General features: G+C 72.1%; 10 protein-coding genes. 3 read left to right on the forward strand and 7 right to left on the reverse strand.

Going from position 1 to position 12,301, the window contains the following annotated elements; all coding sequences use genetic code 11:
- Window positions 1-101: 101 nt before the first annotated feature.
- The 3 genes from ACZ7LE_RS01510 to ACZ7LE_RS01520 form a co-directional block, all read right to left on the reverse strand.
- Complete coding sequence (locus ACZ7LE_RS01510; protein WP_470401634.1) at window positions 102-1,337, reverse strand: amidohydrolase; 1,236 nt, start codon at window positions 1,335-1,337, stop codon at window positions 102-104.
- Between the two features lie 49 nt (window positions 1,338-1,386).
- A complete protein-coding gene (locus ACZ7LE_RS01515) occupies window positions 1,387-1,683 on the reverse strand; it encodes a DUF4287 domain-containing protein (protein ID WP_470401635.1) in 297 nt (98 codons plus the stop codon).
- Window positions 1,684-1,776: 93 nt separating this feature from the next.
- Window positions 1,777-2,214, reverse strand: a complete 438-nt coding sequence (locus ACZ7LE_RS01520) for a hypothetical protein (RefSeq protein ID WP_470401636.1) — start codon at window positions 2,212-2,214, stop codon at window positions 1,777-1,779.
- Between the two features lie 83 nt (window positions 2,215-2,297).
- On the opposite strand from ACZ7LE_RS01520, the gene ACZ7LE_RS01525 reads away from it, so the two are divergent.
- Both ACZ7LE_RS01525 and ACZ7LE_RS01530 read left to right on the forward strand, forming a co-directional pair.
- Window positions 2,298-4,361 (forward strand): NAD(+) synthase, encoded by a 2,064-nt coding sequence (locus ACZ7LE_RS01525; RefSeq protein WP_470401637.1) that lies wholly within the window; start codon window positions 2,298-2,300, stop codon window positions 4,359-4,361.
- Window positions 4,362-4,428: 67 nt separating this feature from the next.
- On the forward strand, window positions 4,429-5,169 hold the full coding sequence (locus tag ACZ7LE_RS01530) for a copper resistance CopC family protein (protein WP_470401638.1): 741 nt from the start codon (window positions 4,429-4,431) through the stop codon (window positions 5,167-5,169).
- 16 nt (window positions 5,170-5,185) lie between these two features.
- Here the strand turns inward: ACZ7LE_RS01530 and ACZ7LE_RS01535 are convergent, their stop codons facing one another.
- Complete coding sequence (locus ACZ7LE_RS01535) at window positions 5,186-6,535, reverse strand: MFS transporter (RefSeq protein WP_470401639.1); 1,350 nt, start codon at window positions 6,533-6,535, stop codon at window positions 5,186-5,188.
- Between the two features lie 274 nt (window positions 6,536-6,809).
- Here ACZ7LE_RS01535 and ACZ7LE_RS01540 point away from each other — a divergent pair, with 274 nt between their 5' ends.
- Complete coding sequence (locus ACZ7LE_RS01540; RefSeq protein ID WP_020015632.1) at window positions 6,810-7,091, forward strand: HU family DNA-binding protein; 282 nt, start codon at window positions 6,810-6,812, stop codon at window positions 7,089-7,091.
- 93 nt (window positions 7,092-7,184) lie between these two features.
- On the opposite strand, the gene ACZ7LE_RS01545 is transcribed toward ACZ7LE_RS01540, so the two are convergent.
- From ACZ7LE_RS01545 to ACZ7LE_RS01555, 3 genes are all read right to left on the reverse strand, one after another.
- The gene (locus ACZ7LE_RS01545; protein WP_470401640.1) at window positions 7,185-9,749 is read right to left on the reverse strand and encodes a flippase-like domain-containing protein; all 2,565 of its coding nucleotides are present in this window, start codon (window positions 9,747-9,749) and stop codon (window positions 7,185-7,187) included.
- A gap of 106 nt (window positions 9,750-9,855) precedes the next feature.
- Window positions 9,856-10,653 (reverse strand): CPBP family intramembrane glutamic endopeptidase, encoded by a 798-nt coding sequence (locus ACZ7LE_RS01550; protein ID WP_470401641.1) that lies wholly within the window; start codon window positions 10,651-10,653, stop codon window positions 9,856-9,858.
- A 53-nt stretch (window positions 10,654-10,706) separates the two neighbouring features.
- Window positions 10,707-12,209 carry a S10 family peptidase gene (locus tag ACZ7LE_RS01555; protein ID WP_470401642.1) on the reverse strand — a complete coding sequence of 501 codons (1,503 nt, stop codon included), beginning with the start codon at window positions 12,207-12,209 and terminating at the stop codon, window positions 10,707-10,709.
- Window positions 12,210-12,301 lie beyond the last annotated feature (92 nt).

Raw genomic sequence — 12,301 nt, forward strand, 5'->3', positions numbered from 1 at the left:
GCAGGATGTCAGGTGGTCGGCATTCCGAGCTACCGACCACCTGACATTCTGCCGACCACCCTGATCGGCCTCGCCCAGCCCCAGAGTCGCGCTGCCCAGCCTCAGACGAAGCGGGCCGTGCGCTCGACCACGCGGCCGGCGCCGCGACCGGCGTCGGCGGCCGGGTCCCAGGTGTAGACCTCGGTGCCGGTGATGAAGACGCGCTCGGCGCGCTGGTCCGTGTCGAGCGGGTCGCCCGACCAGAGCACGACGTCGCCGTCGAGCCCCTCGGCGATGGACCCCACGCGGACGTCGAGCCCGAGGAACGACGCGGGGTTGGTGGTGATGGCGGCCAGCGCGGTCTCGCGGGGGAGCCCGTCGCGCGCCGCGAACGACGCCTGGTGCACCAGGAAGTTGATCGGGATGACGGGGTGGTCGGTCGTGATCGCGACCCGCACCCCGGCCGCGGCCATGGCGGCGATGTTGCGGTTCGCCCGGTGCCGCACCTCGACCTTGGACCGCGAGACGAACATCGGGCCGTAGATGACCGGGATGTCCTTCTCGGCGAGGACGTCGGCGATCAGGTGGCCCTCGGTGCCGTGGTTGATGACGAGCCGGTAGCCGAACTCCTCCGACAGGCGGATCGCCGTGGCGATGTCATCGGCACGGTGTGTGTGCTGGTCCCAGGCGAGCTCGCCGGCCAGCACGCGGGCCAGGGTCTCCTTGCCGAGGTCGCGCTCGAAGGGCTTGCCCTCCTCCACCGCGGCGTCCCGCTTCGCGGCGTAGTTCTGGGCGTCGACGAAGGCCTTGCGGATCACGTTCGCGACGCCGAGGCGGGTCGACGGGAGCTGCTTCTTGTCCCCGTACACGCGCTTCGGGTTCTCGCCGAGGGCGCTCTTGACCGACACCGAGTCACTGATGACCTGCTCGTCGATCGTGCGGCCGCCCCAGGTCTTGATCGCGACGGTCTGACCGCCGATCGGGTTGCCCGAGCCCGGCTTGATGACCGCCGTCGTCACACCGCCGGCCAGGGCGTCGCGGAAGCCCTCCTCGTCGATCTGGACCGCGTCGATCGCCCGCAGGGCGGACCCGTTCGGGTCCGTCATCTCGTTGGTGTCGTTGCCGGCCCAGCCCTCGCCCTCCTCGTGGATGCCGATGTGGCCGTGCGCCTCGACGAAGCCGGGGAGGAGCCACTTGCCCTGCGCGTCGACGGTCTCGGTGCCCTCGGGCACGGCGACGTCCGTGCCGACGGCGGTGATGACGCCGTCCTGGATGAGGACCGTGCCGTTCTCGATGGGCTCGGCGGCGACCGGGACCACGTAGGCGTTGGTGATGGCGATGCTGGAGCGGGTTGTCATGGGTACATCATTACCCAAGGTAACGAGGCGGCCGGAACGCCGTGCGGCGTCAGCCGGCCGACGCCGGGTTGGTCGCCCTGCCGTCGAGCCACAGCGTGTCCGACGCGTCGGCGTGGGCGCCCGAGGTGCCCACGTGCTTCGCGCTGATCTGCGGCCCCTTGGTGATCACGTGGACCATCGCCATCCCGTGCCCCCGGCCCAGGCTGTAGTCCTCCTTGAGCCACTCCAGGATCGGGCCGGCCTTGGTGGACGCGTCGAACCCACGCTCCTGCGCGAGCGCGACCAGCTCGCGCGGGGTGTGCCCGGTCTTCTCCTCGACGGCGTCGAGGTAGGCCTGAAATGACATGGGTGGTCCTCTCGGTACGGGAGACGGGGCCGTCGGCACCGCCTTCTGGCAGCACAGACGCCGCCGTCCCCCGGAACTCATCGGTGCTGGGCCTCACGGCGAGGCCCAGCAGTAGACCCCGGCACCCTCGGCGTCGGCGGTACGGGCGAGTCCGGCCAGGTCGTCCAGGAAAGCCGCGAGCGGGGCTGGATCATCGGTTGCGAGCTCCTCGGTTCGCGACCACAGGTCCGCGGCGTCGAGCAGGTCCCTCTCGGTCGCGCTCCCGAGTGCGTGGAGCAGGCTCGGCCGAACCCGTGCGACGACCGCCCCGGTCTCCATGGAGAAGACCACGTCGAGCTTCTCGGCCGTGGTCCCCGTGTCGGCCGGGCCGGTCAGGATCTCCTCCAGGGTCCCGAGCGCGACAAACGGTTCGATGCCCTTGGACTCGAGCACGTGGTCGTCGGGAAGCCCTTGGCCGTGGACCCCGCCGTCGAGGAACCGGGCGGCCTCCGTGTCGGAGGCGGCGATGAAGTAGTCGGTCAGGATGCCCATGGCCGAGAGGATGCCACCCGTCTCTGACACGCTCCCGCGCCACCCGCCGGGCACCCACCGCGCGCATCCATAGACTCGACGTCGTGGACTTCTACAACGCCTACGCCCACGGGTTCGCCCGGGTCGCGGCCTGCACCATCCCCGTCGCCGTCGCCGACCCCGCGGCGAACGCCGCCGTCGTGCTCGACCAGGCGCGTCGGCTGCACGACGACGGCGTGGCCGTCGCGGTCTTCCCAGAGCTGTGCCTGAGCGGGTACGCGATCGACGACCTGCTCATGCAGGACACCCTCCTGGAGTCGGTCCTGGACGCCCTCGCCGACATCAAGGAGGCGAGCGTCGACCTCATGACGGTGCTCGTGGTCGGCGCGCCGCTCCTGGTCGGCAGCCGCCTGCTGAACGCCGCCGTCGTCGTGCACCGCGGGCGGATCCTGGGCGTCGCGCCCAAGTCCTACCTGCCGAACTACCGCGAGTTCTACGAGAAGCGGCAGTTCGCACCCGGCGACGAGCACCGCGGCTCGCTGACCCTGCTCGGCGAGGAGGTTCCGCTCGGCTCCGACCTCATCTTCCGGGCGGACGACGTCCCCGGGCTCGCGATCCACGTCGAGGTCTGCGAGGACATGTGGGTGCCCGTGCCGCCCAGCGCGCTCGCGGCGCTCGCGGGCGCGAACGTGCTGCTCAACCTGTCCGCGAGCCCGATCACCGTGGCCCGGGCCGAGGACCGCCGCCTGATCGTGCGCAGCGCGAGCTACCGCTGCAACGCGGCCTACGTCTACACGGCGGCGGGCCAGGGCGAGTCCAGCACGGACCTGTCCTGGGACGGCCAGACCATGGTCTACGAGGCCGGTGACCTGCTCGGCGAGACCGAGCGGTTCCCGGACGGCCCGCGCGCCACCGTGGTCGACGTCGACCTCGACCGCCTGCGGCAGGAGCGGCTGCGGCAGGGCACCTTCGACGACAACCGGCGCGGCCTGGGGCTGGCGACGCCCGGCACGGGCGACGACTTCCGTGAGGTCGCGTTCAGCGTGCACCCGCCGCAGGGCGACATCGGCCTGCGCCGCAAGGTGGACCGCTTCCCCTTCGTGCCGGACGACGCGGAGCGCCTCGCCCTGGACTGCTACGAGGCGTACAACATCCAGGTCACCGGCCTGGAGCAGCGCCTGCGCGCGATCGGGCAGCCGAAGGTGGTCATCGGCATCAGCGGCGGCCTGGACTCCACGCACGCGCTGATCGTCGCGGCCAAGGCGATGGACCGGCTGGGCAGGCCGCGCACGGACATCCACGCGTTCACCATGCCGGGCTTCGCGACGACCTCGGAGACCAAGGACCGCGCGGTCCGGCTCGCTGAGGCCCTGGGCGTGACGTTCCAGGAGCTCGACATCCGGCCGGCCGCCGAGCAGATGCTGCGCGACCTCGACCACCCGTACTCCGAGGGCACCAAGCAGTACGACGTCACGTTCGAGAACGTCCAGGCCGGGCTGCGCTACGACTACCTCTTCCGGCTCGCGAACCACCGCGGCGGGATCGTGGTCGGCACGGGCGACCTCTCGGAGCTCGCCCTCGGCTGGTGCACCTACGGCGTGGGCGACCAGATGTCGCACTACGCGGTCAACGCGGGCGTGCCCAAGACGCTCATCCAGCACCTCATCCGCTGGACGATCGACAGCGGCCAGTTTGCTGCGGAGGCGACGAGCCCGGTCAACGTGGTTCTCACGGAGATCGTCCAGCAGGAGATCACGCCCGAGCTGATCCCTACCGAGGAGGGCGAGACGCCGCAGTCCACGGAGGCGACGATCGGCCCGTACGCCCTGCAGGACTTCACGCTGTTCCACGTGCTGCGGCGCGGCTACCGCCCCTCCAAGATCGCGTTCCTCGCCTGGCACGCGTGGAGCGTGGCGGACGACGGCGAGTGGCCCCCCGGCTTCCCCGACCAGCGCCGCACCGCCTACGACCTGGCGACGATCCGGAGCTGGCTCGAGGTGTTCGTGCGCCGGTTCTTCGCCTCGCAGTTCAAGCGGTCGGCGCTGCCGAACGGGCCCAAGGTCTCGCCGGGCGGCACGATGTCGCCGCGGGGTGACTGGCGCATGCCCTCGGACGCATCGGCGGCGGCGTGGCTCGCGGAGCTCGCGAAGAACGTCCCGGAGGCGTGACCGACGTCCCTGGTGAGGCCGGACACACGCCCCGTCCCGCGAGTTCTACGAGGAGTAGGGTTCCGTCATGCCTGCTGTTTCCGTTGCCCTGGCCCGGCCCGGTAGCCGTCGCCTCGTCCGCCTGATCACCGTGTTCGCAGCGGTCCTGACCTTTGTCGCGCTGCTGCTGGTGGCCGGCCCGGCGAGCGCTCACGACCAGCTCCTGTCGTCCGACCCGAAGGACGGCGCCACGCTCGACGAGCAGCCGACGAGCATCGCGCTCACGTTCAGCTCCGCCCCGCTCGACACGGGTATCGAGGTGGCACTGGTCGGCCCGGACGGCGCCACCACGCGGGGCACGGACATCACGGTCGACGACGAGGTCGTGACGGCGCAGCTCCCCGCGGACCTGCCCCCGGGCGAGTACGACGTCGCCTGGCACGTGGTCTCCTCCGACGGCCACCCGATCGACGGCGAGCTCGCCTACACCGTAGAGGGCGAGCCGGAGCCGACCGAGGAGCCCACCGCGAGCGGCGAGTCCGAGATGTCGACGCAGGAGGCCGCCCCGGCCGACGAGGAGACGGCCGCGACGGACGACGCGAGCACGCCCACGGAGCTCGCCGGAGCCGGGGACGGCTCGGGCCCCAGCGGGCTCGCCGTGGCCGGCGGGATCCTCGCCGCGGTGCTGGTCGTGCTGGGCGCCGTGGTGATGATGCGCCGCAAGATCCTCGAGAACGACCGGCTGCGCGGGGCCGGCAACCAGGACGACCCCGAGTCCGACGGCCCGGACGCCGACAAGCCCAACGACAACCGGGACCCGAAGGGCTGATCGATCTGTCAGACCCTCAGGTCACCTGGGTGATCTGTGTGTCTGACACGGGGCGGGACGACCGGACCGCCAGGATCACCGTCACCACGGCGGGCGCCAGCAGGACGGCGCCCGCCGTGTTCACCGCCTCGAACCCGCCCCAGGCGAGCAGCGGTCCGGCGAGCGCGGCCGAGGCGGCGCCGAAGTAGTTCATCAGCGCGTCGGTCGCGCCCTGCAGCGGCAGCTTGACGTGCGGCTCCGCGACGGACGCCAGTACCGCCGACGAGGCGATGAGGCACGCCGACCAGCCGAGCCCGAGCAGCACCAGTGCGACCGCCGTGAGCACCTCGGCGTCGAGGGCCGGGGCGGCGGCGCCGTGCCCGGCGTGCGCGCCGGCGTCGGGCGTGACGTCCGCGGCCAGGGCCGCGGCCGTGAACCCGAGGGCCACGGCGGCCGCCTGCAGCCCGATGCCGCCGACGGCGACGCGGAGCGGGCCGAAGCGGTCGGCCAGCCAGCCGAACACAGGGCTGAACGCGAACATCCCCAGCACGTGCAGGCTGATGACGATGCCCACGAGCTGCAGCGACATCCCGCCGTGCTGCATGTGCACCGGCGTCATCACCATCACCATGATCATCACGCCGTGGGCCACGGCCGTGGTCACCACGGCGAACCGGGCGCGCGGACGGGCCCAGGCCCACCGCAGCGCCGCGAGGGCCCCGGTCCGCCGCGGTTCGGCACGCTTGTCGCCGTGCCCCTGTCCGACGGCGCCCGCGGGGACCACCCGACCCGCCACGCCGCCGGCCGGGTCCCGGTACAGGCTCAGCAGCAGCAACCCGGCCAGCAGGTACGCGACGACGGAGAACAGGTAGGGCCCGCCGAGGTCGGGCACGCCGAACCCGCTGCCCACGACGGCGCCCGGCGCCGCGAGGTTGGGCCCGACCACGGAGCCGACGGTCGTGGACCACAGGACGACCGACATGGTGCGGGCGCGGGTGCCGGAGCCGACGTTGTCGGCGGCGGCGTAGCGCGACTGGAGGTTGGTCGCGTTCGCGACGCCGTAGAGCATCAGGCCGACCAGGAGCACGACGAGCTGGCCGACCACGGCCGCCGTCACGATCAGCAGTGCGCCGACCGTGGACAGCGCGTAGCCGAGCGACAGCGCCCACCGGCGTCCGCGGAGCTGGGCGAGCGTCGCCAGGGGGATCGAGGCGACCGCCGCGGCGAGCACGCTGACGGCCTGGGCGAGACCTGCCACGGAGGTGCCGCCCAGGCTCTCCGCGAGCAGGGCGCCGACGGCGGCGCCGGAGGCCACCCCGACCCCGGCCAGGAGGTTGCTGAACACGAGCACGACGAGGTTTCGGCGGGCGTGCGGCGGATTCTCCACGATTTCCTCTCATTGGCCCGGATCTACCGGAACGGTAGACCGCTCTGGGTTGCGGAAGTCATCGGATAGTGCGGGCTGACACGGCCGCGGGAGCCGTCACACCGTCGTCGTCCACAGGTTCGTACACAGGTTCGCGTCCTCTGTGAGCAGAAAGTTACGCACGACTCGCCGCGGAAAGGCCTGTTCTCCGCGAATTCCTGCCGATCTGCTGGCAGTATGGGGCCTCGTCGTCGGGCGGGTACCGCCGCACGACGTGACCGAAGAAGGGAAACGCATGTCGCTCAACAAGTCCGAGCTCGTCTCGGCCATCGCCAGCAAGGCCGAGATCAACAAGACCGAGGCCGAGGCCGCGCTCAACGCCTTCCAGGAGGTGCTGATCGAGTCGCTCGCCAAGGGCGAGGCCGTCAAGGTGACGGGCTTCCTCTCGGCCGAGCGCGTCGAGCGTGCCGCCCGCACGGGTCGCAACCCGCGCACCGGCGAGGAGATCTCGATCCCGGCGAACTTCGGTGTCAAGATCAGCGCCGGCTCGCTGCTGAAGAAGGCTGTCGCCAAGTGACGCTTCGCCGCTGAGCTTTTCAGCGACGCGAAGGCCCGGCTCCCCCTGGGGGCCGGGCCTTCGCATGTCCGGGGCCGGGCGGCCGTCAGCGGCTCAGAGGTCGCCCTTGCGCTCCAGGTACCGCATCGCCACCCAGCCGATCGGGATCCGGCCCCAGTAGGTGCACAGGCGGTACAGGATCGTCGCGGAGAACGCGATGGTCGCCGGCACCCCCGCGGCCGACAGACCGGCCGTCAGGGCGCCCTCCACGCCGCCCAGGCCGCCGGGCGTGGGGATGAGCGCCCCCAGCGCGTTGCCGACCAGGTTGACGAGGGCGATGTCGACCAGCGAGAGCGACTCGCCGAAGGCCGCGAGGCAGCACCACAGGGCCACGATGTAGCCGAGCGTCATGATCAGGTTCCCGGCCACGCCCAGGGCCAGGCGGCCCGGGTGGCTCAGCATCTGCGCGAGCCGCGGCCACACCTGGCGCAGCCGCGGCCCGATGAAGCCCATGCCCCACCGCCGGACCGGCGGCACCAGCAGCGTCGCGACGACGGCGAGGGCCACGCCCGCCAGCGTGATCAGCACGGCCGGCGACGGCAGCTCCACGAGCGCCCCCGAGCCCGTGAAGACCGACAGCGCCACGAGCAGCAGCACCGTGACCACGAACTGCGACACCTGCACGAGCGCCACGGTGGCGACGGCCATGGACATCGACACACCGCGCTGGGTCAGGAGCCGCAGGTTCAGGGCGGCCGGGCCGATCCCCGCAGGGGCGGCCAGCGCCACGAACGAACCGGCGGCGGCCGTGAGGGTGGCGCGCCCGATCGGCACCCGCGCCGGGGAGAACGCGACCAGGGTGAGGCCCGCGCCGAACCAGGTGACGAGGGCCAGCACGAACGCGACCGCGACCCACCAGGGGTTGGCCTCGCGCACGGCGGTGGCGATCTCGTCGAAGTTGATGGTCGTGACGATCACGGCCACGGCGACGATCGCCACGGTCGTGGTCAGCACGGTGCGCGCGCTGAACCGGGAGATGCGCTGCGGCTGCACGCTGGCCTCGGGCAGGCGCTCCACCAGCGCGTTCCGCAGCTCGCCCATGAGCCCCTTCGCCCTGCGCACCTCCTCGCGGGTCGTCCGGGGCAGCGCGATCGTCTGGATCAGGGGCCCGATGGCGGCGATGTCGGCGTCGGGCAGGGCGCGCACCGCCGAGGCGACGGCGCGCCGCGGGCCCACCCGCAGCCCGATGAGCGCGAGCATCTGCACCAGGTCGAGGCGCCGGGACAACGGCGACGACGCGATGTCGCCCTGCTCCCAGCCGGTGATCCACACGTGCGCCCGGCCGTCGGCGTCGCGGTGGGTCAGCAGGACGTCCTGGGTCAGCGCGCGGTGCGTGAGGCCCACGGCGTGCGCCCGGCCGAGCTGGTCCCAGGCTTCGGCGAGCACGTCCTCGTGCAGCTCGTCGTCGGGCACGTCGCGCAGCGAGACGGCGTCCGAGGCGTGCTCCAGGACGAGAGCGATCGAGTCGCCGTACTCGCCGATCCCGAGGAGGCGCGGCGTGCGGACGCCGGCGGCGCTCGCCGCGTACGACAGCAGGGCCGTGCGCTCGGCCACGGCCTTGAGCGAGATGGCGGCCCGGCCCTCGATGCCGCGCAGGCGCAGGGCCCGCCACAGCCGCGTGATGAGGCCGACCACCTGGCGGTCGCCGTCGAGCACCACGACGTCGCGGCGCACCCCGTCGTCGCTGTACAGGGCGTACACCCGGTTGCCGCCGGCCCGGCCCAGGGCGAGCGCGGCCGGGTCGTCCGGCGGGCCGTGCTCGACGGCGAGGGCGGCCGCGACAGGCTGTCCGGCGTCGCGCGCGGCGCCCTGTCCGGGCGCGCGCTCGGACACGGCGTGCACCCGGGCCAGCGACGTCGGCGCGAACCCCGCGCGGCGCACGGCGGCGACCAGGTCGGGGCCGTAGGCGCGCTCGCTGCGGATGCCCGACACGTACTGGACGGTGGAGCCCGCCAGCCGGCCCAGCAGCAGCGCGACGAGGGTGCCCGGCAGCGAGACCTGCCCCGTGATCAGCACGATGAGCAGGGCGAGGAACATCAGGTTCCACGAGATGCGCACGGTGCGCCGCCGGGTCGCGGGCCCGGCGACGGTGAGCATCGCCGTCAGCGCGACCGCGAACTCCGGGATGGTCAGCACGTACCCCGTGCCGCGCTCCCAGACCGACATGCCGCGCACCAGCTCGTCCGAGCCCAGGTGGCGCACCAGGACGGAGGTGAGCACGCCGATCAGCAGCCCGAGGACCCCGGCGACGATGGACTCGACGATCTGCCGGCCCAGCCGGCGCACGCCCAGCTCGATCATCACGGCGACCGGCGCGAACAGGATCACCAGACCCTGGAGCACGGCGACGGGCACGAACAGGATCGTGGCCAGCAGGTCGTTGAAGCTCCGGACGTCCTCCGTGACGCCCGCGGTGGTGCCGTGCGCCACGACGGACAGGAACATGACGCCCGCGGTGCCCAGCGCGCACGCGATCATCCAGACGAGCGCGCGCGGGTGGCGCACACGCTCCTCCGGGGTGTCGACGACACGGACGAGGCCGCTCTCGAAGGGCACTGCCTCCGGTACGTCGGACACCTCGGCACCGGCGTCAGCCCGGCCGGTGCGCGAGTTGGACATGCTCGCGATTCTAGAGCCGTTGAGGCGCGCTTGACCGGGAAGCTGGTGTGACGCCCGGAATATCCGGGTCAGGTCGACGGCGTCCCCGGCGTCCGTCCAGGCATCCTCACCGGATCCCGAGGGCCTCGCGCCACTCGGCCGGGACCAGGGCGTAACCCACGAACGCCACGATGTCGAGCAGCGTGTGCGCGATCACGAGCGGGAGGATCCGGTGCCGGCCGCCGGGCTGGAACCGCGGCGAGGTGTAGAACCACGAGAACACGACGCCCATCACGACGTTGCCGATGAACGGCCCGATGCCCTGGTACAGGTGGTAGGAGCCGCGCAGCAGCGAGCTGGCGACGACGAACTTCACGCGGTTCCACCCGAGATCCCGCGTCCGCTCGTACAGGTAGCCGACGGCGATGACCTCCTCCAGGAGGCCGTTCTGGAACGCGCTGAGCAGCAGCACCGGGACGGTCCACCAGTACGCGTCCAGCGCGCTGGCCTGCACCTCCACGGTGATGCCGACCGCCCGTCCGAGGGCGTAGAACGCGAGGCCGGGAATGCCGATCGCGGCGGCCAGGGCGAAGCCCCACCCGAGGTCGCGGCCCGGACGCGACGCGTCCAGGCCGAGGCTGCGCACCGCGCTGCGGCCGTTCGCGCTGAGCAGGTACAGCGCCAGGGCCACCGGCACCAGCGCGAACCCGATGCTCAGAAGCTGGTAGACGAGGTCGAGGTAGGGGCGCTCCGACTGGCTCGCGTTGAGCGTGGCGGTCTGCTCGGCGAGCGGCGTCTCCGCCGTCAGCCGGGCCACGATGTTGACCAGCGCGTACACGCCGGACTGGCCCAGGCTCAGCCCGAGCACGATCCACACCTCCGCGGTGATGCGGCGGCGGGAGAGGGGCTGCTCGGTCACGGTCACGTCCGGAACCTACCCCGCGTGGCCGGCAGTTCGTCGGCCGGCCACGCGGTGGTTCACCGGTTCGAGGCCCGCCGCACGAAGTCCGCGAGGTCCGCCGACTGCGCGACCCGCGACTCGGGGTGGATGTACATCATGTGGCCCGCCGGGTACACCCGGGTCTCGATGCGCTCGCGGTAGGACGCCGGGACGGCCATCTGGTCGAGGCTGTACTCGATGGCCTCGACCGGCACCCCGCCGTCGTACCGCCCCATGGCGATGTGCACCTGGAGGTGCGGGTTCAGGATCATCGCGGTCGCGAGCTTGTCGGCGACGTCGACGGCCTTGCCCTCGAACTCCTTGTACGACCAGGGGTGCACGTGCCGGGAGAGCACCTCGTAGATCGCGTCGTGCTCGTACCCGAGCTCGCCGCGCAGGTAGTGGTGCAGTGCCGCGGTGTACGGGCCGGAAGTGGCGGTGAGGAACGGGTCGTACGGCATCTGCTCGTGGATGTAGTGGTCCGCCGGGCCTGTGAACCGGGTGTCGAGGCGCCCGGTGACCAGGCGCCGCGCCCGCAGCAGCTCCGCGTAGACCCGGGTGTGCTCCAGCCGCAGGTTGGCGCGGTCCACGTAGTCCTCGCTCAGCCCGGTCAGCGAGGCGATCTTCGCGACGGCGGCCGCGCGCTCGTCGTCGGGCACGCGCGCCCCGCGGGCCAGCACGGATGCGTAGGTCTCGGCCCAGTCCCGGGCCTCGGCCACGACGTCGTCCAGCGCCCGGTCGCCGAGGAGGCCGTGGTAGTGCGCCGTCGCGGCGTAGACCGGCAGGAAGAGCGGGTGCGGCAGGTTGGAGTGCTCGCCGTCGAACAGCGCCTCCATGTTCAGGGCCGGGGCCACCAGCATGACGCCGTTCAGGAACATGCCGAAGCGCTGCTGCAGGTACTCGGCCAGCGCCGCGCCGCGCGTGCCGCCGTAGGACTCGCCGATCAGGAACTTGGGGCTCATCCACCGGTCGTTCCGGCTCGTCCACAGGCGGATGATCTCGCCGACGGACTCCAGGTCGCCCGTGAAGCCGTGGAACGGCTTGGCCTGCTCGCCCTCGGTGGCCCGCGAGAACCCCGTGGAGACGGGATCGATGAACACCAGGTCGGAGACGCGCAGCAGCGTCTCCGGGTTGTCGATCAGCCCGTACGGCGGCGCGGTCAGGTTGCCGACGTCGCCGGAGTCGACCCGCCGTGGGCCCAGCACGCCCAGGTGCAGCCACACCGACGACGAGCCCGGGCCACCGTTGAACGCGAACGTGACCGGGCGCTGCGTCACGTCGGCGTCGTCGAGCGTGTAGTACGTGATCGAGACCTCGGCCTTGGCCTTGCGGCCGTCGTACTTCTCCTCCTTGACGGACTCCTGGCGCAGCACGATCCGGCCGGTCGTGGCGGAGTAGACGAGGTCGCCCTCGGCCGTGTGCAGGGTGTGGTGGGTGGTGACGAGGTCGTCGGCGGGCTCCGGCTTCTTCGCCGGGGTCCCCTCCGACGCCGCCGTGGTCGCCTCGGGCTGTTCGGTGCTGGTGCGCTTCTCGTCGGTCACCCGGGGAACCTATCGCGCGACCCTGCCGGCGGGATGCCGGCGTGTTGCGCCGTTGCATATACGCAACAAAGGACCACTAAGGATGCGATCCA

It is taken from the genome of Promicromonospora sp. NPDC110617, from assembly GCF_055598465.1.

What these genes read in the sequence shown, in the direction of transcription:
- ACZ7LE_RS01515 (WP_470401635.1), bottom strand. Translation starts at nt 1,683, where the DNA reads ATGTCATTTCAGGCCTACCTCGACGCCGTCGAGGAGAAGACCGGGCAC.
- ACZ7LE_RS01540 (WP_020015632.1), top strand. Translation starts at nt 6,810, where the DNA reads ATGTCGCTCAACAAGTCCGAGCTCGTCTCGGCCATCGCCAGCAAGGCC.
- ACZ7LE_RS01510 (WP_470401634.1), bottom strand. Translation starts at nt 1,337, where the DNA reads ATGACAACCCGCTCCAGCATCGCCATCACCAACGCCTACGTGGTCCCG.
- ACZ7LE_RS01520 (WP_470401636.1), bottom strand. Translation starts at nt 2,214, where the DNA reads ATGGGCATCCTGACCGACTACTTCATCGCCGCCTCCGACACGGAGGCC.
- ACZ7LE_RS01530 (WP_470401638.1), top strand. Translation starts at nt 4,429, where the DNA reads ATGCCTGCTGTTTCCGTTGCCCTGGCCCGGCCCGGTAGCCGTCGCCTC.
- ACZ7LE_RS01545 (WP_470401640.1), bottom strand. Translation starts at nt 9,749, where the DNA reads ATGTCCAACTCGCGCACCGGCCGGGCTGACGCCGGTGCCGAGGTGTCC.